Genomic DNA, 23,001 nt, shown 5'->3' with positions numbered 1-23,001 from the left:
GGCCCCCGGGCGGAAAACGACCTAGGAGCGGGACAATTGGCGTTCAAGAGGGGCCGGCGGAAATTTTTCGTGCCCGCCGCACCGACGATGGCTGGAGGCAGCGGCCGGCCGGACCTCCGGCCACGACGCTTCGGCCACCCCGCGACCAGCTCAACCCTTTCTGGATCGTCCAGGCCGAGACGAAGCTTTGCCCCGGGACCTGGGACTTTCACGCGCCTCGGCCGGCATGAGGTGCCCGAGCGGCAATTGCGAGGTTTGCTTCAGGCGATCGAGAACGATGGACGAGCGGACATGCGCGACGCTGTCGTGCGGCAGGAACACCTCGTTGAGAAGCCGCGATAGTGCCTTCAAGTCGGTGATCGTCACCTTGATGAGGTAATCGGCTTCGCCTGTCAGCGCATAGGCCTCCTGCACTTCCTCCCGACTCTCGATCAGCTTGAGGAAGCGCCGCGAATTGTCCGGCGAGTGGGTTGCAAGCGTCACCTGCACGAAGACGACGATGCCGAGCCCGAGCACTTCGCGGTCGAGATGAGCGTGGTAGCTCGCAATCGCGCCGGCATCTTCGAGCGCCGCACGACGGCGCGAGCATTGCGATGCCGATAGACCGACGATGTCGGCCAGTTCGAAATTCGAAAGACGCCCGTTGGCCTGAAGCGCCTGCAATAATTTCACGTCGAACTGATCCATGCGTGGTCCTTGCGCAAAAGTGCAGATATCCGCATGTTTCACGCATCATTCGGCTTTGTCGAGCGGATTTTGCGGAGATCGTGCAGGCCACCGGCAGTATATTTCCATCGCATCAGACAGCTTTGCAGGAGTGCGACATTGGGCCCCTTCCCTCACGATGCCCCGCCCGCCACGATTTCGGCGCTCAATCCGGCCGGCACCGATGGCTTCGAGTTTGTCGAGTTCGCCCATCCGGAGCCGCAGCAGCTCGCCAAGCTGTTCGCGCAGATGGGCTACACGGAGGTCGCGCGGCACAAGACCAAGGACATCTCCCTTTGGCGCCAGGGCAAGATCAATTACGTCCTGAACCGGGAGCCGAACTCCCATGCGGCGCGCTTCGTCGGAGAGCACGGACCTTGCGCGCCGGCGATGGCCTGGCGCGTCGTCGATGCCAAGCACGCCCTGAAGCGCGTCCTCGAGCTCGGCGGAACGGAATACACCGGCAACGACAAGTCGCTCGACGTGCCGGCCGTGGTCGGCATCGGCGGATCCCTGCTGTACCTGGTCGAGACCTATGGCGCGAAGGGCTCGCCCTATGCGGCCGAGTATGACTGGACCGGCGAGGTCGATCCGACCCCGAAAGGCGTCGGCTTCTACTATCTCGATCACCTCACCCATAACGTCATGCGCGGCAACATGGACACCTGGTACAAGTTCTACAGCCAGACGTTCAATTTCCGCGAGATCCGCTACTTCGACATTTCGGGCAAGCTGACCGGCTTGACCTCGCGCGCCCTGACGTCCCCCTGCGGCAAGATTCGAATCCCGATCAACGAGAGCGCCGACGACAAGAGCCAGATCGAAGAATATCTCCGCCAATACAAGGGCGAAGGCATCCAGCATATCGCCGTCGGCACCGACGACATCTATGCGGCGACCGACGCCATCGCCGCGCGCGGGCTCGAGTTCATGCCGGGCCCGCCCTCGATCTACTATGACAAATCATTCGACCGCGTGAAGGGCCACACCGAACCGCTCGATCGCATGCGCAAGCACGGAATCCTGATCGACGGCGAGGGCGTCGTCAATGGCGGGCTGACGCGCATCCTTCTTCAGATCTTCTCCAAGACCGTGATCGGTCCGATCTTCTTCGAGTTCATCCAGCGGAAGGGAGACGACGGTTTTGGCGAGGGCAACTTCAAGGCCCTGTTCGAGAGCATCGAGGCCGACCAGATTCAGCGCGGCGTGCTGAAGGCATCCTGAGGGAGGTCGCGATCCAAGACGCGTGGAGGAGCTATCGCGGCGCGCCGACCGAGGGAACCATCCTGTGCGACGCCAATGACATCGGCGAAGGCAGCTGCAAGTCGATCCGGTCCGGCCCGGCTGATTTTCCGATCCTGATCGTCAGGTCGGCGGGCACTCTGGCAGCCTACGTCAATGCGTGTCCCCACCAGTACCTGCCGCTGGATCATCGCGGTGACAATTTGCTGAGTGCGGACGGCACGGTTCTCCGGTGCACCAATCACAGCGCCGGATTCCGCGTTCAGGACGGCGTCGGCGTCGAAGGACTTGGCGTCAATTGCACCCTCGACGCCATTCCGATCGCCGTGGACGATCAGGGCCGCATTCGCGTGCAGGCCGCATCGACGGCCTGATCAAGCGCGATTGTCGGCGGGCGTGGCCCCGCCAACAAATCACACCTCATCTGCAACCGTGTTGCGGAGCACGCCGATGCCTTCCGCTTCGACCTCGACAACGTCGCCGGGCTTCAGCCAGATCGGCGGGTCGAAGCGCGCGCCCGCGCCCGTCGGCGTACCCGTCACGATGACATCGCCGGGAGCGAGGGTCGTGAACGTCGAGATGTAGTTGATGATCTTGCGGAAGGAGAAGATCATCCGGCTCGTGCGGTCCTGCTGGCGGACGTCGCCATTGACCCGCGTTTCGAGCTTGACGTCGGCAAGCTGGCTCTCATCGGTATAGGGGATGAGCCAGGGTCCGATCGAACCGGTCCGATCGAAGTTCTTGCCCTGTGTCACGTTGAACTTGGCGTGCCTTACCCAATCGCGGATCGTGCCTTCGTTGCACAGCGACAGCGCGGCGATGTGCCCGAGCGCTTCGCTCTGCGCAATCCTGCGGCCGCCCTTGCCGATCACGATGACGATCTCGCCCTCGTAGTCGAGCTGCGGGCTCTCCGGGGGACGCAGCAAAGGCTGTTCATGGCCGGTGAACGAGCGCGGGAAGCGGATGAAGAGCGAGGGATTCGAGGGGGCCGCCTGCCCGTCCTTGTATTCCTCGTTGCGATCGGGAAAGTTGACGCCGACGCAGATGATCTTTTCCGGTGCCGGCACGGGAATCTCATAGCGGATGTCTTCGACCGGAAAATCCGCGGGGCGCACGGCGCTCTCCTCGGCCAGAGACAGCAGCGCACCATCCTCGATCACTCCACGCAAGCTGGGCCAGCGCTTGCCGTGACGCCCGGACAGATCGACCACGCCACGATCCACGAGCAGGCCGTAGCCGGGCGCACCGTTGCGGGTGAAGCTGATGAATTTTGGACGAGACATGCGCGGCCTTCCTTGTTGATTGTGTTTCTCCAGCCGATCAGGGCGCGATGATCGGCTGGGCCGCGAGGTCGGCGTCGCGCGGGACAATTCCGGCGAAGAGGCTGCCATGTTCGAACCAGGATTTCGGCGCGGGCGCCCCCCACAGCGTCTGACGCTGCGGGTCCTTCAGGTCCCATTTGATCGGCTCGAGATCGGGATCGACGGTCTGGTAATCCGAGCAATAGATTTCGATGCGGTGACCATCCGGATCGAGGATGTAGAGGAAGAAGGCATTCGAGATGCCGTGGCGGCCCGGACCACGTTCGATGTTGGAGACCCATCCGGTGGTCGCCATGAGGTCGAGAAGATCGATGATGTTGAGCGGGGTCGGCACCCAGAACGCCGTGTGGTGCAGGCGCGGGCCGCGGCCATTGGTGAATGCCAGGTCGTGAACGCCGCCCTTGCGGTGGGTCCAGGCCGCCCATAGCCGTCCGGACTCTTCATCCGCCGTGTACTCCGTCACGCGGAAACCGATCTCGTTGTAGAACGCGACGGATTCATCGACGTTCGGCGAAAAGCAATTGAAGTGGTCGATGCGGAGCGGCTTCACGCCCCTGTAGAGAGCGTACTTCTGGTGAATCGGCGGCAGCCGGTCCATCTTCGAATAGAACTCGAGCGGGATGCCGTGCGGATCGCGGGTGCGGAAGGTGCGCGACTGATAGGGACGCTCCACCCATTCGACCGGCAAACCCTTGCTCTTGAAGAAGTGGACTGCCTTGTCGAGGTCTTCTTCGCCGAACACCTTGAAGCCGAGATCGCGGGCCTCGATCTTGTCGGACTTCCTCAGCACGATGCAATGGTGGCCGCGCTCTTCCATCGCCCGAAGATAGATCGCATCGGAACTTTCGTCCGTCACCTGCAGACCGAGCGTGTCGACATAAAACGCGCGGGACTTGGCGAGATCGCTCACGCCAAACTCGACATGACTGAGACGTACGATGTTGAACGGCGGATAAAGGTTGGGCGCAGGCAATGCCATGATATCCTCCTTAGGTCTGCTGCGGACCGCTTAACCGCCCAGTTTTTGGATCTTATGCGCGGTGGTGGCGAACGCGACGTTCTTCGTCTCCATATAGAAATCGAACGACCAATCGCCGCCGTCGCGGCCAATGCCGGAGCTCTTCACCCCGCCAAAGGGCGTCGGCAGGTGGCGGACGTTCTCTGAATTGACCCAGATCATTCCGGCTTGCAGCCGGTCGGTGAAGCGGAAGGCGCGCGTGACGTCGGCTGTCCAGAGATAGCCGGTGAGGCCGTACTGGACGTCGTTGGCGAGCGTGAGGGCCTCCGCCTCGTCCTTGAACGGAATCGCCGTCAGAACGGGGCCGAAGATTTCCTCCTGTGCGATGCGCATTCGGTTGTTGGCGCCGGTGAAGAGCGTCGGGGCGACGTAGCAGCCGCCGCCGGGACCATCGACCTTGCGGCCGCCGGTGGCAATCGTCGCGCCCTCCGCCCTGCCGATCTCGACGTAGTCGAGGACCTTCTGCTCGTGAACCGGATGGATCAACGGACCGATGACGGTCTCGGGATCGAGCGGATGTCCCACCTTGATCCGACCGGCCTTCTCCGCGACCATCGCGGTGAACTTGTCATAGATGCTCGCCTCGACGAGAAGACGCGAGGAGGAGGTGCAGCGCTCGCCGTTGAGAGAGTAGATCATGAACACCGCCGCATCCGCGGCGCGATCGAGGTCGGCATCGGCGAATACGATCACCGGGTTCTTGCCGCCCAGCTCGAAATGAACACGCTTCAAGGTGTCGGCGCCCTGCTTCATGATCATCGAGCCGGTGCGGCTTTCCCCGACGAATCCGATCGCCTTGACCAGCGGATGCTCGGTCAGGGCCTTGCCGGCGTCCTCGCCGAGGCCGTTGACGAGATTCCAGACGCCCTTGGGCAGACCGGCCTCTTCCGCGATCTCGACCAGCAGGCGCGCGGTCAGCGGCGAGAATTCGGCCGGCTTGTGAACGATGGTGCAGCCGGCCGCGAGCGCCGGCGCGATCTTCCACGTCGACAGCATGAATGGCGTATTCCACGGCGTGATGACGCCCACCGGACCGATCGGCACGCGGGTGGTCATGTTCACCTGGCCTTCGGTCCGAAGCGACTTGCCGTCGCGCGCCTCGGGCGCGCGGTCGGCATAGAAGCGGAAATTCTCGGCGCCCCTCAGCGCCGCCTTGGCCATGAACTTGAGGGACTGCCCGGTATCCATGCATTCGACGAAGGCGATTTCTTCGGCGCGGGCGACGATGGCATCGGCGACCTTGTGCAAGAGCGCTTTCCGCGCCTCACCCGAGGTCTCGGCCCATTGCGCAAAGGCCGCCTGCGCGGCCTTCGCCGCCCGATCGATGTCCGCGGCCTTGCCGTGCGCCACCTTGGCGAGCGGCTTCAGATCGACGGGAGAGATCGTTTCGAATGTCGCGCCGTCCGCAGCCGACACGTCCTCGCCGCCGATGCGGTTGAGCACCCCATGCTGCCCGAACCGGGCAAGGTAGCGTTCCGCCCTGGCGATGTTTTCCGCAAGCTTGGACATCACGGGTCCTCCCTCGTTCGAGCCGTTGCGAACGGCAGCTCATTGTTTGGCGACGGCAGAAAGCCATGCGCGTTCCGACGCACTACGTCGCCTTGCCGGCCATCATATATTTAACATGTTAAGTATTTTGGCGGCTGTCAAGGGGTTTGAGGCGGAAAACCTCCGCCTCGAGCTCGCGCCGGGAATCGGGACCGCATGAACTCATCGAACAAAGGCCGGCCGACGCGGCGAGCCCGACGAGATTGGGAGGCACGACCATCCTGACGTCGTGACCGCGGCGCTGCAGCTCACATGCAACCGCAGCCGCAGGCTCGATGTCTCGTCGTGTCCCGCGGACTGCGATGGCAAACCCGATGGCCCCGCTCCTGTTTTCGACGGTGCCGCGTGATGGCGTTCGCGTCGGCGCGGATTCCATCGACCATGTTTCAAGCCGTGGGAAGATTTGGAGAATACGAAATCATGGATGTCAAGCGCGGCCCTTCATGCTAATTGACACTGGTCAAGCGCATGGCTTACGGCTTTCTACGTACGATATTTTCTTCAAAGTCTGCGCTGTTTTGCTCGGAAATCCATGATCAAGCCATGACGTTGCCCCAGGCCCTCAGCGACGGCACACCCGACGCCTCCGATCTTTCCGCGCTTGCAATCGATCGCAGCGCCGGCTCGCGCCGCCGCCGACGGTTGCGCCAAATCCTGGGTCGCGTGCTTCTCCTCGCCCTGCTCGTCGGCATCGGTGGCGCGACGTGGCTGTGGCGCAGGCATGCGCAGATCATCGTCGAGACGGCGGTGGTCTACTCCGTCTATCCGTCACAGGCGCTGACGCTGCTGAACGCGACCGGCTACGTCGTTGCGCAACGCAAGGCATCCGTCGCCTCGAAGGCGACAGGCCGTCTCGAGTGGCTCGGTGTGCTCGAAGGCAGCAAGGTGCGCGAGGGCGAGGTGATCGCCCGGCTCGAGAGCAGCGACACGGTGGCGGTGCGCGACCAGGCAGCCGCCAACGTGCAGGTTGCGGAAGCCAACCTGGCCCAAGGGCGGGCCGAGCTCACGCAGGCGGAAATCGCCTTCAAGCGTTCCGAGGCCCTCGGCGAGAAGAACATCATCAGCGAGTCGACCCGCGAAACTGCCGAGGCACGCCTCGCCAAGGCGCGCGCCGCGTTCAGCGGATACGGCGCCGCCATCGCCGCGGCGCAGGCCAATCTCCGCGCCTCCGAAGTTGCCGTCGGGCAGACCCAGATCCGGGCGCCCTTCGACGGCGTCGTCCTCACGCGCCACGCCAACGTCGGCGACACGATCACACCGTTCTCGCAGGCGGTCGACACCAAAGGCGCGGTCGTCACCATTGCCGACATGGGCTCGCTGGAAGTGGAAGCCGACGTGGCGGAGTCGTCGTACCTGAGCATCCACGCGGGGCAACCGGTCGAGATCCAGCTGGACGCGATCCCCGGCGAGCGTTTCGAGGGTGTGGTCAGCCGGATGGTGCCGACCGTGGATCGCGCCAAGGCATCGACCCTCGTGAAGATCCGGTTCGTGCAGCGCGACCCGAGGATGCTTCCGGACATGAGTGCAAAGGCGGCTTTCCTCGAGCGAGAGGTAACGGAGAAGGAGCGCAAGCCCGTGCTTGCCGTGCCGGCGGCCGCCGTCTTCGAGGTCGATGGGCGCCAGCATCTCTATGTCGTCGAGGATGGCAAGGCTCGTCTGCGGACCGTGGATCTCGGCGCGAAGATCGGCGACCAGATCGAAGTCCGCGACCTCAAGGCCGGCACGCGCGTCGTGGTCCGGCCGCTGGAAGATCTCGTCGACGGGCGTGCAGTGAAGCAGGCCACGAAGTGACCGTGCTTCGCATCTCCGACCGGCCGACCGGAGAGGACGTGCTGATCGCGCTGAGCGACGTCAGCAAGAGCTACCGCCGCGGCGCGCAGATCGTCCCAGTTCTCTCCAGACTCACCTTCGACATCCGTCGCAAGGAGTTCCTCGCCCTGATGGGCCCGTCGGGGTCGGGTAAGTCGACAATGCTCAACCTGATCGCCGGCATCGACAGTCCGGATCAGGGCTCGATCAAGGTGGGCGGCGAGGACATCACGCTCCTTCCGGAAGCCGAACTCGCCGACTGGCGCGCGGCGAACGTAGGCTTCATCTTCCAGTTCTACAATCTGATGCCCGTGCTCACGGCGCTCGAGAACGTCGAGTTGCCTCTCACGCTCACCAGCCTCGGGCGGCGCGACCGCCGGGACCGCGCGCAGCTCGCGCTCAGCCTGGTCGGCCTCAGCGATCGCGTCAAACATTTGCCCTCAGAACTCTCGGGCGGACAGCAGCAGCGCGTCGCGATCGCGCGGGCGATCGTCACCGACCCGACGGTGCTGGTGGCCGACGAGCCGACGGGCGACCTCGACCGGCAGTCGGCGAAGGAGGTGCTCGAGATCATGCAGCGGCTCAACCGCGACATGGGCAAGACCATCGTGATGGTCACGCATGATCACCGCGCCGCCGCGCATGCGAAACGCATCATGAATCTGGAGAAGGGCGATCTCTCCTATCTCGTGGAGCAGCGCCTTGAGTGAGTGCCGACCATGAGCCAGTGGCTCACGCTCGTGGCGCGCAACGTCTTGCGCCACCGGCTCCGCACCTCCCTGACGCTCGTCGGTCTCATCGTCGCGATCCTCGCCTTTGGCGTGCTCCAGACCGTTGTCAAGACGTGGTATGCGGGGGTGGATGGCGCCGTTCCTTCGCGGCTGCTGACTCGCAATGCCGTCTCCTTTACGCTTCCGCTGCCGAAATCCTATCAGAAGCGCATCAGCGCCGTCGAAGGCGTGCGGCGCGTCACCCACTTGAGCTGGTTCGGCGGCGTCTACAAGGATTCGAAAAACTTCTTTCCCCAGTTTGCGATCGACGCCGCGAGCTATCTCGACATGTTCCCCGAGCTCCTGGTGCCGGACCAGGTGCGGCGCGCCTTCCTGAGCGAGCGCCGCGGCGCGATTGTCGGGCGCAAGCTCGCCAAACGCTACGGCTTCAAGCCGGGCGACGTGATCCAGCTGCGCGGAACCATCTTCCCCGGCAATTGGGAGTTCGTGATCTGCGGCGTCTTCGACGGTAGGGATCCCAAAACCGACACCTCGCAGCTGTTCTTCCGCTGGGACTACCTGAACGAGACACTGCGTGTGCGCTCGAAGGCACAAGCCGACCAGGTGGGCGTGTTCGCGGTGGACGTCGTTAGCCTGGACAGCGTCGCAGACGTCAGCCAAGCCATCGACGAAGTGTTTCGAAACTCGCTGGCCGAGACGCTCACCGAGACCGAGCGCGCGTTCCAGATCGGCTTCGTGAAGCAGACCGAGGCGATCCTCATTTCCATTCGTGTCGTCTCCTTCGTGGTGATCTTCATCATCCTGGCCGTGATGGCGAACACCATGGCGATGACGGCCCGCGAGCGGCTCCGCGAATACGCCACGCTGAAAGCCATCGGCTTCAGTCCAGGCTACGTGGCGCGATTGATCCTCGGGGAATCCGTCCTGATAGCGTTGATCGGCGGCGCCATCGGCATCGCGCTTACGCCCCCGGTCGCAGCCCGCCTTGCCGAACTCTCCGCCACGCTGTTCCCGACCCTGTTCGTAAGCGTCAACACCGTCATACTGCAGGCACTTGCTGCGTTGGTGGTCGGGATTCTCGCCGCACTGTTGCCGATGCGCAGGGCAGCCCGTGTCCGCATCGTCGACGGCCTTCGGGCGTTGGGCTGATCATGCCGCTGCTGCTCTCCTACAGCTTGCGAAACCTGCAGGAGCGAAAGCTCACCAATTTGCTTACCGCGACCGGCATGGCCCTCGTGGTCTTCGTCTACGCCGCCGTGCTCATGCTCGACTCCGGACTGAAGCAGACGCTGGTCGCGACCGGCGAAGACACGAACGTCATCTTCGTGCGCCGCTCCGCGGAAGTCGAAATCCAGAGTTTGATCGATCGCCGGCAGGCCAGGATCATCGAAAGCCAGCCCGAAATCGTCATCGGGGCCGAGGGAGCGCCGCTTGTATCGAAGGAAGTGGCGGTTTTGATCGCGCAGCCAAGGCGCAAGACCAGGCAGGCGAGCAACTTGTTGATCCGGGGCGTCGGTCCGGCCGCCCTCGCCGTGCGTCCGCACGTGCAGATCGCCGAGGGGCGCATGTTTCGCCCGGGGTCGAACGAGATCGTCATTGGCCGCGCCCTCGCGGGGCGCTTCGAAGACATGGAGATCGGATCGAGCCTCCGGTTTGCCCAGCGGGAGTGGAGGATCGTGGGGCGGTTCGACGCGGGCGGCAGCGGGTTCGATTCCGAGATCTGGGGCGACAGCGAGCAGCTCATGCAATCGTTCAGGCGCGACTTTTTCTCGTCGATCACGGTGCGGCTCGCCGATCGTTCCGGCTTCGACACCCTCAAGGCGCGTCTTGAAGCCGACCCCCGCCTCACCATCGAGGCCAAGCGCGAGCGCATCTTCTATGAGGAGCAGTCACGCCTGCTCTCAGGGTTCATTCAGATGCTCGGGCTCACGCTCTCGGGGATGTTCTCGCTCGGCGCGGTCATCGGCGCGACGATTACGATGTACGCGGCCGTGGCCAGCCGCATGATGGAGGTCGGAGTGCTGCGCGCGCTCGGATTTCGGCGCTCGCGGATCCTGGTTGCATTCCTCGTCGAGGCGCTGCTGCTCTCGCTGATCGGATGGGTCGTTGGAATCCTGTTGGCGTCGCTGATGACGCAGGTGAAGATCACGACACTGAACTGGACGTCGCTCTCCGAGCTTGCGTTTCGGTTTGTGCTAACGCCCGGCATCGTCCTGCGGTCACTGGTCTTCGCCCTCGTGATGGGCTTCCTCGGAGGTTTCCTGCCGGCGGTGCGGGCTGCCCGCATGAAGATCGTCGACGCGCTACGCGTCGCTTGAGCGCTCGGAAGGCGCTGCGTCGTCCGCTTCGTCGATCGGCAATCGCCAGCCGATGGTCCCGCACAGACCCATGTCCGCAAGCGCCTCGCGCACGAATGGCATCAGCTCGGCGTAGGACGTGACCTGGTTCGGCACGTAGCCGGACACGTTACACAACAGCTGCTCGTTGACACGATAGCACGCGATGAAGAGGAAGCCACCGAGCCGCGAGAGGTCCGAGGCCGTATAGCGCTCCAGAGGCGTAGCCTGCAGGAGCAAGGCCTCGCCGCAGGGACGGTTCACGTCCAGCGGCAATTCGCCGACCAGGCTGCAACCGACCGGCAGGCCAGCCCCGAGCGCCTCTTGCTCCAGGCGCCGCACCAGCCACAGCGGCACATACGGAATCAGGGGAAACAGCGGCGACAGATCATCGCCGTGCTGGTTCAGCGAGGCCAGCGCAGCCTTGAAATCCCGCTGCAGGGCGTGCGGATCGTAGCGGCAGGAATCGGGGTCCACCATCAACGTGATCGACCGCAGCGCGTTGCCGCGCCGATCGCCGGTACGGCGGTCGCTGACCGGCAGCACCAGCTTGACTCGGCCCGAGGCGTCCACGCGGCCGATCCGGAACGCGAGCCGCGCCGCGAACGCCATGATCAGCGTACTGCTTGCAACGCCGAGATCGGACGCGCGCTGCTGGCACGCTCCCGCGTCCATGACCACCGGCACGAGCGGCGCGTCCACGGCCGGCTCGAAGCGGTCCAGGCGGCTTCTCACGCGGGGGCTCGAAGCGGGCAAGCCCGCTCTCTCCTTACGCGACCGCCGCACGAGAGCCGCCAGAGCGCAGCAGACGTCAGGCAGGGCACGCAGGCTCTCGACGCTGTCGCGCGCCAGCATCACCGGAGACCAGCGCCATGACGGGGCCGGAAACCCGTGGTCGAGAGGTCGACCGGCCACCGCGTCGGCGATGGCCAGACTTACGGCACGCATGTCGGCGATCGTGTGCGACACCAGCATCGTCAGCGCGCAGCCACCGCCCTCCAGCGCCTGGACTGCCAGGCGCCAGCCAGGTCCGCGCTCGGGATCCACGGGCAGATCAAGCAGCAGACGTCGCAGCTCGGGCAGACGCTCGCGGGGCAGCGGGTCGTGGAACCACGTCACCGGGCCCGGTACAGGGTTGGCTACCCAGCGATGCCGTCCCCATGGCAACGGTGAACGTTGCAGGAGACGTCCCAGCAATCCTCCTGAGAGGCGCTCGCCGAACTCTCTCACAGCGGCCTCATCGATAGCGCGAGGATATAACCAGGTGACTTGCACGACAGGCCCGCGTCCGAGCGCACGCAATGCGACGAACGAGCCCTGATCCATATAGCACAGGACATCATCCGCCCCAGCATCTGAGTCGCTGGTCCCGTCGCGCCGTCCGAGCCGTTTGTCGGCAGACGAAGAACTCAAGCCTCAGGCCCCCTGTCTGCTTGCCGCACGAAGCAACTACTATCCATCAAGGGTTCATCTCCCATTGATTCGGAATACAATGCAATAAACGGCCTCGGCCACGCCGCCGGGATCAAGCGTCTATGACCGCCTCAAGTCCAAAATCGGTGAGCGCTCGAGAGACCAACTGGCGAAGTTCGTCGACCGTGGTCGGCGCGGGCCGCAACTGGCAGGCCTCGATGCACAGAGACACTTTCTTGTCGTAGCGGGAGGCCACGACGACGAGATGTCCATGGGAACGCTGCAGGTCCTCGGGTGTGACGTTGACATCGACGGCTCGTGTCAGCAAGTGCCGGCACGGTTCGCCGTCGATGCGCGCGAGCCCTTCCGGCAGCATTCCAAGGTCGGAACAGCTCACCGGCAGCTCATCAGAATAATCAAACAACCCGTTCACAAGCGTCTTTGCCGCAGTGCGGGGCATCCAGGCGATGGCCGGAAGCAACGAAGTCAGCACATCCGTCTGACTTTTCCGCGCGCCGCGCAGCAGCGCCCTCGCGGCATTCACGGGCTCCAGATTTTTGGTCAGCCCTTCAGGCGCGACGTTCATCATGTGGAATTCGATCGCCAGCGCTCGTTCATCGGCCAGCCCCCGCCTTCGGCTTCTCGGGACAAGCAGGCTGACAGCGCCATCCGAGAAACGGCGGCGGCCCAGGCTAGATGCCAAGGACGCCACGAAGCCCGGCAGCAGCGTGCTCATGCCACCACCAAGCCGCTGCTCGCACGCCAGCCAGGCCCGCGAATCGACAGTCACCGCAACAGCTGGAAGCTCCACGATCGCTGAGGGGTCGTCACCCGCCTCGACGGCGGCAAGCGCCGGGCGCTTTGCGGGAGCGGCGAGCCTGTGCCGGTTCGTGTGTGCGATCCGAGCGAGGGCGGCAACCGTCTGCGGAGTGTCGGCGAGAATCTGCCAAGCGTCCGACAGGCACCCGGACAGCCGCCCGCGGGCGCCTTTGGGCAAGTAGGGATTCGGGACGCCTGTGCCGTTCACGGCAGACGCGATGACGCGCAAGGCTCCCATCCCATCGAGCAGCAAATGCGATCCGACGATGCTCACGGCTGTGCTGCCATCGTCGAATGGCTGGATGGCCATTCGCCCGGCGGGACCGATGACAGGATGGATCGGGGCACGCGCGTGCTGGTTGGCCCAATGCAGCAGCTGCGATCGTGGCAGCGGGTCCGAGCTCTGCTCGAACGGAACGGACCTTGCGGCCGGCTTCACCCAACGTGGCCTGCCCCAAGGCAGAGGTGACGGCTCAATGAGCCGATTGAAGGACAATGCCGTGAGCCGTTCATATGTCTGCACCAGCGCGGCGTGGTTCACGTCACGATCATAGAGCCAGAGACATTGCATCAACTGGCTCCGGCCGGTGACCCGGAACAGTTCGTAGGCCAGTTGGTCCAGCCAGGCGAGGCGGTGACGCGTGTGTGCAGGGGTCTCGGCCGTGCTCGTCTCAAGCATCAAAAAACTCGCCAACGAGTTCGTAATCGGCCAGGAGACCTTCCACGAGCGCACGAAGATGCCGAGGCTCCGTGATCAAGCCAGGCTGGTAGGCAACGAAGCTCAGGGCGATATATCCAGGTATGACGCCGGCGAAGAGCGTCGCCACGCCTTGACGCGCCTCGATCGCGCGGCGCGCGACCGCGCGGTCGATGCCGCGAAAGCACATGCGGTCAGCCGCACTGCCATCGATCTGGAGCATGTCCTTGGGCAAGTCGCCCAGGTTCGAACACGTGACCGGCTGGTCGGCGAGCGCGCCAAGCGCCAGATGGCTGGCAGCCGAAAATGCGCGTTGCGGCACAAAGGGCACCAAGGGCAACAGCGCGGCGAGTCGATTGGGCTCCTGTCTCGTCCGCAGCAGCGCAGCCCGCAGGCGCCGCTGCAACGCATGCAGGCGCCCGCGCGGTTCGTCGACACGCACCTTGAACGTGGCGAGGGCGACGTCGTTCCCGCCGGTGTGCGACAGACCTTTGCGCTGGTTCACGGGAAACAACAGGGTCACTTCATCATCGCGGATGCGACCGAGCACCTCGGCAAACCTCGCGGTGATCGCCGCAAGGAACGTGAGGCGGCTTGCACCGCGGCTCCGTGCCCTGGCGTCCCAGACCGACGTGGGCACGCGCAGGAAGGCCGACGGATACACGACTGTCCGGTCATCTTCGGTTGCCACCACCGGCGATGCGGCGGGTGTGTTGGACGTGCCGAGCGAGGTCGATGCCGTTCGGGCCAGCTGGCCGAGCGCTCGAAATGTCGCCGGCGCGTCACGCACGATGCGCTGGAGTTCGGCACCCAGCGCTGTCGCAGCGCGCTGCGCCGTCCGGACTCCCGGATAGAGTGGAACACGCCGCTCTCCGCGCGCCGCCTCGCTCACGGCCGTTGCGACCGTCAACCCGTCTGCGATGCAGTGCGACACGACAAGCGAAACCACCGTGGAGCCATCGGTGAAGCCCTGGGAGGCCAAGGTCCATGGCGGACCGCGCACGGGGTCCAATGCAAGCTCCACCTGCGCGTCGGCCCACACCTGCATCGCCTCCGGGTCAAGCGGCGCCGTCACGGCAGACATAGCAGCCGACGGTGGTGGCGCGCTGACCCATTGGTGCCGTCCGAACGGAAGCAGCGCCGGCCGGATCAGCCGCGCCAGATGACCATGCGCAAGATTGTCACGAAACCTCGTCAAGGCGTCGACGTCTACCGGCCGCAGATAGCGCCACAGCAACTGAATGACTGCGTGCTGCCCGAGGGAGACATGCGCGAGATAGATCGCCTGATCTGCGAAGGACAGGAATGCCGGCGTCATGCTCGACACGTTCGCCGGTTGCGCCGTCGCATGCGTCATCGTTCGCGACCGGCATCGGAGCACGTCGGCAGCAATGCCTCGGCGGCGCGGCGGCATGCGCCCGCAAATGCCTTGACATAGCGATGCATCGATGCGCGAGCCGTCTCGTTGGCCGGATAGGCTGCCGTGAGCGAGAGCCCACGTTGCGTACGGAACAACCAGATCGCAACCTGCGCGGCGATGCCCTGGTTGATGTAGACCCTCCCATTCGCCTGATGCCATTCGCGGGCAATCTGCGCGCTGAGTGGAGGAACGTTCACATCCATATAGGACAGCATGACGCCACCTGAGGCAACGGACCCGACCGTCGGCAATCCCGCCGCCAACTCCAGCACGAGCTCGATCGGCAGCTCGGCCAAGCTCATCCGTTCGTCGAAGTTGCGCTGGGCCGCGAAGGCAAGTTCAGGAAACCTTCGTTGTTGCACGTCGAAGTCGATTGGCACCACTCCCACGCACCAACCGCTCGTCCTGAAAGCCTTTGGCGATCTTCGCGTCGTCGTGGGCGTGACGACACTGTAGTGCGAGCGGCCAGCCAATTCCCGTTCGGTCAGCGCTGCGCACGCCAGCAGACCGCCGATCGCCCGCGCGCCGGCGGCATGGCACGCGGACTCGAATGCGTCCATGACGGTGTCTTCGAGGATGTCCACATGCACGTACTCCGCGTGATAGCGATCCTCCAGCACACCGAGTGGCAGCGCGAAAGAGGGCATCCGCCCGCCGTTGCGGTGCAGGAACGCGATCCATCGGTTCACCTCGGGATCCGCCAGCGTTGTCGCGGCCGCCCGCTGGCGCTGACTGCTGCAGTAGTCCAGATAGCTTCCCGGCGACCCCAGCTGAAGCGGCCTCTCGCCGTCGAGCACAGCGCGATAGGCCGAGCGGATCTCCGTCATCAGGAACGCTATGATGGTCGCGTCGGCGTGCAGATGGTCGATGCTTGCGAAGCAAGTGAACCCGCCCGCACGCTGGAGAATGCCAAATCGGAAGCAGTCCCATGCAAACGGTGCTGGAGTTGCCATGACATGCTTCTGCCAATCCTCCGCGCATGCCTCCCCCAGCGTCGAAGGCTTCATCTGGATGGCCGCGGGGTCCGCGAGTACGTGCCGTACGATTGCTCCGCCAAGCTCTTCGAACCAGCTGTGATAGGTGTCGTGCCTGCGCACATGGGCAGTCACCACATGCGTCATGGCTCTGAGGTCGCACCGCCCGGGCTCGTCCCAAACGACGACGAGCAGCCGCGCCATCGCCTCGTGCCGCAGCTCACAGGCGCGGAAGGCGTAAAGATGCTGCTCCTGTTCGTAGCTCGGCAATATGGGGGACACCGGCGCGCGCTTCGCACTCTCCATCGACGCAGCAGACGGATGCCAGAGCGTCAGCACCGCCGGGGGCCCTGACCAATCGTGCAAGGGACGCAGATCAGTCACGGGCATCTGCTCCGACTGGCTGCAATTCCTGCATGGCGCCATTTAGCGTGTCGGCGAGTGCGCGCACGGTCGTCGCGCTCACGGAACGGAGCCGGATGCCGGTGTCGGCCTCGAGCGCAATCAGCAGCTGGAGCGTCCCGAGCGAGTCGAGGCCGTAATCGAAGAACGAGCGGTCCGGATTTACCGTGCGGCGCAAGATGACACCGAGATGCTCGATGATCAGACGCCGCAGCAGGGCCGGCCGCTCGTCGGGCGTCGCACGTCTCAACTCGATGCGCAGGCGGCGCGCCGGTTCGGCCTTTGCCTCTGCGGCCTGCGACATCGCCGCCGCGAACGGGCTACGCGCGGCGAGCGACGTCAGCCACGGGGCGCCGTCGAGATGGGTGTATGCGGCATACCCGCGGTCGTGCCGCAGCAGCGTCTCGAATGCGTAAGCACCGTCGCGTGGCTCGATCATTCGCGTATCGCCGCGGGCCGAAAGATGCGCACCGGCGCCAATATCCGCCCACGCCGCCCAGGCGATCGCCGAAGACGGCAGCCCCTGGGCGCGCCGCCATTGCGTGAATGTGTCGAGCCACCCGTTGGCGGCGGCGTAGGCCGACTGACCGGGCGAACCGAACAGCGCCGCAATCGAGGAGAAACAGCAAAACCAGTCGAGTTGCTGCTTCAGCGTCGCCGCATGCAAATGCCAGGCGCCTCCGACCTTGGGAGCCCAGTTTCGATGCAGCTTCTCGTCTGTCACGGAGGGGAGGATGCCGTCCTCGACGACGGCTGCAGCGTGAAGGACACCTCGCAGCGGCAGGCCGGTCGCCGTGGCTGCTCCGACAACGCGCCGTGCGGTCGATGGCTCCGCGATATCGGCACTTATCACCTCAACGTCGGTGCCCCGTGCTTTCATCGCGCTCAGCACGCCCGTCGCCGCGTCGGTGGGCTTGGCGCGCGCGTTGAGGATGATGCGACCGGCTCCGGCTGCGGACATCGCATCAGCGAGGAACAGGCCGAGCCCGCCAAGGCCGCCGGTGACGATGTATGCACCATCGGGTCTGAACGGTATGAACCGCTCCGGCGCCGCCGGCACGCGGACATGGCCGGTCGTTGGAACGGTGAGCACGAGCTTTCCGGTGTGACCTGCGCCGCCAACAATGCGAATGGCGTCAGCCGCATCGTCGAGAGAATAGGTCGCGATATCAGGCAGGGGCAGCCGCTCCTCCCCGACAAGACGCATGACTCGCGCGAGCAGTGCCTGCACGCGGGCCGGAGCAGTGATACACATCTGCGCAAGATCGACGGCGAAGAACGAGAGGTTACGCTTGAACGGCGACAGTTCCAGCCACGTGCCCCCATAGATGTCCTTCTTGCCGATCTCGACGAACCGCCCGCCAGCCGCGAGGAGTTCCAGACCGGCGCGCTGGGCCGCGCCCGTGAGCGAGTTGAGAACGACGTCCACGCCGTAACCTGCGGTGTCCTGCCGGATCTGCTCGGCGAATGCCGCGGTTCGAGAATCGTACACGTGGCAGATGCCGCCGGCGCGCAGCATCTCTCGCCGCGCCTCGGAGCCCGCTGTTGCAAATATCTCTGCGCCAGCCGCGCGGGCCATGGCGACAGCCGCCTGGCCGACGCCGCCGGTCGCCGAGTGAATGAGCACCTTGTCGCCGGGCCCGATCCGGGCCAGATTTTCGAGGCCATACATGGCCGTGGCACTTGTCGTGAGAACGGCGGCCGCTTCGGCATCCGTGAGCGTGCGGGGTATTGCGACCAGCAGGCGTGCATCGCAAGTCAAATACGTGCCCCAGGCGCCCCCGTCGCACAGCCCAGCCACGCGGTCGCCGACGCGAAATGCCGAAACGCCAGGCCCGACGGCTGTGACGATGCCGGCGAAGTCCAGACCAAGCCCCTGCGCACGGCCATCAAGTGAGGGATAGCGGCCAAGGGCGACGAGCACATCCGCGAAATTGACGCTCGTGGCATGAACGACGACCTCCACCTCACCGTCGCCCGGCGCACGCCTCTCAAAGGCGGCCGTCTCCAGGCTCTCAAGGTCTCCGGGCACGCGGATCTCGAGGCGAAGACCATCGCGGGCCGCGTCGCGGTCCACCATGCGCCGATCGGCGTGACTGAGCGGGCTTCGGTGCAGTCGTGCGACATACGCGCTTCCTCCGCGCAGCGCCGTTTCGTCTTCGTCCGAGCCGCTCAGCAGCTGAGCGCGAAGCAATGACACGTCCGCCTGCGGGTTCACGTCGATCTGGGTGGGATGGAGGACGGGAAGCTCGGCACCGATTGCTCGCAGCCAGCCACGCACACCGGCATGCGCGAGCTGAACGGTATCGTCCGGCAGGACGCGTTGAGCCATACATGTGACGACGAACAGGCGGGGCCGCCGCTCGCATTGCCGCAAGGCGTCGGCCACGTGGATCAGGCTGCTTATGTTCGCCCGGGATACGTCAGGGCTTGCCGGCTCATTGCCGCGTGGCAAGACCACCACCACAGCGCCGGGGCAATGCTGATGCAGAGCATCTTCGATCTGCCCGCGCCATGCGCCCCCCTTCCCCGCTCCGGCGCCGCTGAGGATGCCAGCCTTGAACCCTTGCGCGTGCAGGCCTCGTTCCAAGTCCAACATCAAGCGGTGTCCCGCATCATCGGCATAAAGCAGCAACCAGGCACCATCCTCCGGCCTGACCGTGGCACGAGGGATGTCCCATGATTGCCAGGTGACGTCGAGCAGGCGCGAGTTGCAGGCGACGGCGTCGGCATGCTGTTCGGCCGCGCCGCTCCCCATTGCCAATCCCTCGACACTGAGCAGCACGCGACCGCCGGCGTCGAGCAGATCGATGTCCACCTCGGCGTGCAGGGCGTCGACCGCGACCAGGCGGGTCATGCAATGGGCGGCGTCGGCGTCCGTGCGGTGGAGCCGGAGGCTTCGCACCGAGAGCGGCAGCAGCAAGCGCCCGTTTGTCTCCGAAACCACCCGGGCGAATGCCCCGACGGTCTGGAAGCACGCATCAAGCAGCACGGGATGCACGGTGTAGCCGCGCGCGCTTGTTCGGAACGAGGTCGGGAGCCGAAGATCCGCAAAGAGCGACGCGCCGTCGGCGGACAACGCCAAGTCCGGGGCCAGTGCGCGAAATGACGGGCCGTACTGGATGCCCTGCGAGTCGAACCACCGCCACACCTCGTCCACGGCGACGGGCGTCCCGTGAGCGGCGCGCAGCGCGGCTACGTCGTACGTGGCCGGCTGCTTTGCAGAGGTAGCGCCAGCAAGCCGGGCGCTTGCATGGACCCGCGCTTCGCTCTCCGCCTGGCTCTCGAGCCTGAAATTCAGCTCGCCCGCTCGGCACGGCACTGCCGTGCAGACGATCGGCATCGATGGCTCCAACCGCAACGCGTGGTCGAATGTGACGGTCTGAACCTCGACGAGCGACGTGCCGAGGACCGTGCGCGCGGCGGCGAGCGCCATTTCACAGAAGGCAGCGCCCGGGAAAAGCGGCGTTGCATTCACGCGGTGGTCCGCAAGCCAGGGATAGGCATCGAGGCCAAGCTCGCAAGCCCAGACGTGACGCTCCGGCTCTTCGTGCAGGACGCGGTGGACGTTCAACAGCGGATGCGTTGACGGCAGGTGATGCGGACCTGCGGCCGGCGTCGCCGGCGCAAGGAACAGGGGATAGTGCGTCCAGGCTGGCAACGGGACGTCAAGCAGCTGGCCATCGGGATAAAGGACATTGAAATCGATCTCCGCCCCGGCGACATAGATGGCGCCGACCAGGTCCAGAAGCCCGTTGTGCACGGGCTCGCCGCGAGTCATCGATGCAAGCGCGCGGACGGCGAAGTCCGTTGCGGAAGCATTCTCCAACACCGCGTGGGACACGATGGGATGTGGCGAGAGCTCGACGAATACGCGGTGCCCGTCTTCGAGCGCCGCCTGCACGGCCGGACGGAAGCGGACCGATTGCCGAAGGTTGTCGATCCAGTAAGCGCCATCGCAAACGGGGGTCTCGCGCGGATCGAACAGCACGGTGCTGTACATCGGTGTGTGCGGTCTGTGCGCTGTCACCCCCGCAAGGCGCTCCGACAGCTGCGCGAGGATCGGCTCCACTTGCGACGTATGCGAGGCCACATCGACAGCGACCTCGCGGGCGTAGCGGCCCTCGGCCTGCCAGGCAGCGACGAGGCGCTGCACGGCTGCGGCAGCGCCCCCCACCACCGTCGAGGCCGGCGCGGCCAGTACGGCGATCTCGACGTCGTCGATCCGCCGGCGCGCGAGATCTTCGCGAACCGCGGCCGGCGTCATCCCGACCACGGCCATGGCACCGGATCCAGCGAGCGTTTGGCACAGCATGGCGCGATGACAGATCACCCGCACGCCGTCTTCGAGCGAGAGTGCGCCGGCCACGACTGCCGCCGACGCTTCGCCCATCGAATGGCCGATCACCGCCGATGGCACCACGCCCTTGGCCTTCAAGGACGCCGCCAACGCGACCTGGATGGTGAAAATGGCGGGCTGGATCCGTTCGATGCCGCCGAGTTGCGCGGGTCGACGCAAGGCATCGGTCACCGAGAAGCCACAGAGGGTCTGTATCAGAGGTTCGATGGCGCCAACCATTCCGGCGAAGACCGAGTCGATGTCGATCAGCGCCGCGCCCATCGAGTCCCACTGCGAGCCCTGTCCGGAGAACACGAAGACGGGACCGCTTCCATCATGGTCGGGCCAATCTGCATCGACGGACTGATCGACCGCGAGCCCGCGCAATTGCGCTGTCAGATCGGCGAGCGTTGTCGCAATGAGCGCGTGCCGGACCGGCCGGTGCCCGCGCCCGCACGCGAGAGTCCGCGCGACGTCATTGGGGCGATGACGGCCGCCACTCGCATCCAGCCAAGCGGCAAGCCGCCCGGCCGAAACGCGAAGCGCTTCCGGCGAGGTCGAAGAGATCGGAAACAACCACGGCTGCTCGTGTGCTCCGGCGGCTTCAGGCGAAAAAGACGAAGCTGGCGCGTGAGGTGCCTGCTCGAGCACGACGTGGGCATTCGTGCCGGACATTCCGTAGGACGATACGGCCGCGCGGCGGAGTCCGTCAGCGCCGGTCGAGGGCCATGGCGCGGTGTCCGTCGGGACGAAGAGCCGCGTCTCGATCGGCCGGAGATGCGCAGGCAGCTGATGGAAGTGAAGGGATCGCGGCACGACGCCATGTGAAAGCGCGAGCGTCGCCTTGATCAGACCCAGGACGCCCGCCGCCGATTCCGCATGGCCAAGGTTGCTCTTGAGCGAGCCCAGGGCGCAGGGCGACTGTCGTCCATAGCGCGATGAGAGACTTTGGTACTCCTCGGTATCGCCCACCGGCGTGCCGGTGCCGTGCGCCTCGATCATGCCGACGGATGAAGGATCAACCTGCGCCTCGGCAAGCGCGCGATCGATCACCGCGATCTGGGCCGCGCGGGAAGGCGCCAGGATGTTGTGCGTGCGTCCGTCCTGGTTGACGGCGCTGCCGCGGATGACCGCGAGCACGCGATCGCCATCGCACAGGGCGTCGCTCAATAGCTTGAGCATCACCACCCCACAGCCTTCGGCGCGCACGAAGCCGTCGGCGCGCGCGTCGAACGCATGACATCGCCCTGTCGGCGACAGCATGCCGAGCCCTGACGCCGAGGCGAATGTCGTGGGCGAGAACATCAACATGGCCCCGCCGGCAAACGCGACGTTGCACTCGCGCGCGAGCAGGCTGCGCCGCGCCGCGTGCACGGCGACGAGACTGGACGAGCAGGCCGTGTCCATGCTGATGGCAGGACCCGTGAGCCCCATTGCATGGGCGACCCGTCCCGACGCCATGCTGAATGGCGTTCCCGTGAAAGCGTAGGCGAGGCCCATTGCACCTGCGTCACGCGTGACCTGCATGTAGTCCTGATGCGACAGGCCGAAGAACACACCGGCATCGGTCCCGAACAGGCGGCGCGGATCGCGGCCGGAATGTTCGGCGGCCTCCCAGGTGACCTCGAGCAACAGCCGGTGCTGCGGGTCCATGGCGAGAGCCTCGGGTTCGCCGATGCCGAAAAAGCGATGATCGAAGCCCGAGGGGTCGTCGAGGAACGCGCCCCAGCGCGAAACCGAGCGGCCCGCCACGCCTGCGACGGGCTCGTAGTCATCGTCGGCATTCCAGCGCTGCGGCGGAATCTCCCCAACGAGGTCGGCGCCAGCCAGGAGCGCCCCCCACAAGGCGTCCGGGGAGTTGATATGTCCCGGAAGTCTGCAGCCAATGCCGACGACAGCAATCGCAGTCACAATCAAGACCTTGTTTTTGTAAGCTTTATCGATCCAAATCAATACATGCCGGATTACGTTATTGATCCGTCGATCGATCGTCCAGCCCGCAGACTGCCGTCGGCGGCACTGACGGGGATCCTGGGCACGTCGTCTTACACCGTTGATAGCCTCGACGGCCGGGTCAATACGCAGGACCAACAGGCGAACCGGATTCTTGAAGAATTGCGCAGTCGGCCGAGAGCAACGTCATTCAGGCCAAATAGCCGTTCATAGTCGCGACGGCCAAGCTGGAGAACCGCGCCCTCGGCAAGCTCGTCCAACCTTCGGCAATTC

15 protein-coding genes are annotated in these 23,001 nt (G+C 65.1%); 6 read left to right on the top strand and 9 right to left on the bottom strand.

Features of this window, described 5'->3' with window-relative positions; genetic code table 11:
* Positions 1-150: 150 nt before the first annotated feature.
* Positions 151-687: an Lrp/AsnC family transcriptional regulator gene (locus tag DCM80_RS20745; RefSeq protein ID WP_257193421.1), complete on the bottom strand. Its 537-nt coding sequence runs from the start codon at positions 685-687 to the stop codon at positions 151-153.
* Positions 688-825: 138 nt separating this feature from the next.
* Between DCM80_RS20745 and hppD the strand changes: the two genes are divergently transcribed.
* Together hppD and DCM80_RS31305 are read left to right on the top strand one after the other, a co-directional pair.
* Entirely contained in the window at positions 826-1,929 is a 1,104-nt protein-coding gene (hppD, locus tag DCM80_RS20740; protein WP_257193420.1) for a 4-hydroxyphenylpyruvate dioxygenase, read from the top strand.
* On the top strand, positions 1,923-2,321 hold the full coding sequence (locus DCM80_RS31305) for a Rieske (2Fe-2S) protein (RefSeq protein WP_373569420.1): 399 nt from the start codon (positions 1,923-1,925) through the stop codon (positions 2,319-2,321). The genes hppD and DCM80_RS31305 overlap by 7 nt, the downstream gene beginning before the upstream one ends.
* 39 nt (positions 2,322-2,360) lie before the next feature.
* Here DCM80_RS31305 and DCM80_RS20735 read toward each other — a convergent pair whose 3' ends face one another.
* The 3 genes from DCM80_RS20735 to hpaE are packed head-to-tail and all read right to left on the bottom strand — an operon-like array spanning position 2,361 to position 5,796.
* Complete coding sequence (locus DCM80_RS20735; protein ID WP_257193419.1) at positions 2,361-3,230, bottom strand: fumarylacetoacetate hydrolase family protein; 870 nt, start codon at positions 3,228-3,230, stop codon at positions 2,361-2,363.
* Between the two features lie 37 nt (positions 3,231-3,267).
* A complete protein-coding gene (hpaD, locus tag DCM80_RS20730) occupies positions 3,268-4,248 on the bottom strand; it encodes a 3,4-dihydroxyphenylacetate 2,3-dioxygenase (RefSeq protein WP_257193418.1) in 981 nt (326 codons plus the stop codon).
* A gap of 30 nt (positions 4,249-4,278) precedes the next feature.
* A complete protein-coding gene (hpaE, locus tag DCM80_RS20725; protein ID WP_257193417.1) occupies positions 4,279-5,796 on the bottom strand; it encodes a 5-carboxymethyl-2-hydroxymuconate semialdehyde dehydrogenase in 1,518 nt (505 codons plus the stop codon).
* A 582-nt stretch (positions 5,797-6,378) separates the two neighbouring features.
* Here hpaE and DCM80_RS20720 point away from each other — a divergent pair.
* The 4 genes from DCM80_RS20720 to DCM80_RS20705 are packed head-to-tail and all read left to right on the top strand — an operon-like array spanning position 6,379 to position 10,693.
* Positions 6,379-7,626: an efflux RND transporter periplasmic adaptor subunit gene (locus tag DCM80_RS20720; protein WP_257193415.1), complete on the top strand. Its 1,248-nt coding sequence runs from the start codon at positions 6,379-6,381 to the stop codon at positions 7,624-7,626.
* A complete protein-coding gene (locus DCM80_RS20715) occupies positions 7,623-8,354 on the top strand; it encodes an ABC transporter ATP-binding protein (protein ID WP_080672153.1) in 732 nt (243 codons plus the stop codon). The genes DCM80_RS20720 and DCM80_RS20715 overlap by 4 nt, the downstream gene beginning before the upstream one ends.
* A 9-nt stretch (positions 8,355-8,363) precedes the next feature.
* On the top strand, positions 8,364-9,524 hold the full coding sequence (locus tag DCM80_RS20710; RefSeq protein ID WP_257193414.1) for an ABC transporter permease: 1,161 nt from the start codon (positions 8,364-8,366) through the stop codon (positions 9,522-9,524).
* Positions 9,525-9,526: 2 nt separating this feature from the next.
* Positions 9,527-10,693 carry an ABC transporter permease gene (locus tag DCM80_RS20705; protein WP_257193413.1) on the top strand — a complete coding sequence of 389 codons (1,167 nt, stop codon included), beginning with the start codon at positions 9,527-9,529 and terminating at the stop codon, positions 10,691-10,693.
* On the opposite strand, the gene DCM80_RS20700 is transcribed toward DCM80_RS20705, so the two are convergent.
* The 5 genes from DCM80_RS20700 to pks2 all read right to left on the bottom strand — a co-directional run bounded on the left by DCM80_RS20700 (position 10,679) and on the right by pks2 (position 22,866).
* Entirely contained in the window at positions 10,679-11,830 is a 1,152-nt protein-coding gene (locus DCM80_RS20700; protein WP_257193412.1) for a hypothetical protein, read from the bottom strand. The two genes, DCM80_RS20705 and DCM80_RS20700, sit on opposite strands and share 15 nt — an antisense overlap.
* Before the next feature lie 406 nt (positions 11,831-12,236).
* Positions 12,237-13,622, bottom strand: a complete 1,386-nt coding sequence (locus tag DCM80_RS20695; RefSeq protein ID WP_257193410.1) for a hypothetical protein — start codon at positions 13,620-13,622, stop codon at positions 12,237-12,239.
* Positions 13,615-14,997, bottom strand: a complete 1,383-nt coding sequence (locus DCM80_RS20690; RefSeq protein WP_257193409.1) for a hypothetical protein — start codon at positions 14,995-14,997, stop codon at positions 13,615-13,617. Before DCM80_RS20690 ends, DCM80_RS20695 begins: the two co-directional genes overlap by 8 nt.
* Positions 14,994-16,418: a condensation domain-containing protein gene (locus DCM80_RS20685; RefSeq protein ID WP_257193408.1), complete on the bottom strand. Its 1,425-nt coding sequence runs from the start codon at positions 16,416-16,418 to the stop codon at positions 14,994-14,996. Before DCM80_RS20685 ends, DCM80_RS20690 begins: the two co-directional genes overlap by 4 nt.
* Positions 16,411-22,866, bottom strand: coding sequence for a type I polyketide synthase (pks2, locus tag DCM80_RS20680; protein ID WP_257193407.1), 6,456 nt, complete (start codon positions 22,864-22,866; stop codon positions 16,411-16,413). The genes DCM80_RS20685 and pks2 overlap by 8 nt, the downstream gene beginning before the upstream one ends.
* Between the last annotated feature and the right edge of the window lie 135 nt (positions 22,867-23,001).

This window comes from Bradyrhizobium sp. WBOS08, assembly GCF_024585125.1.
GTDB classification, from domain to species: domain Bacteria; phylum Pseudomonadota; class Alphaproteobacteria; order Rhizobiales; family Xanthobacteraceae; genus Bradyrhizobium; species Bradyrhizobium japonicum_B.
Note: the sequence above shows the minus strand (reverse complement) of the source record. Positions and strands in the feature narration are given on the sequence as shown.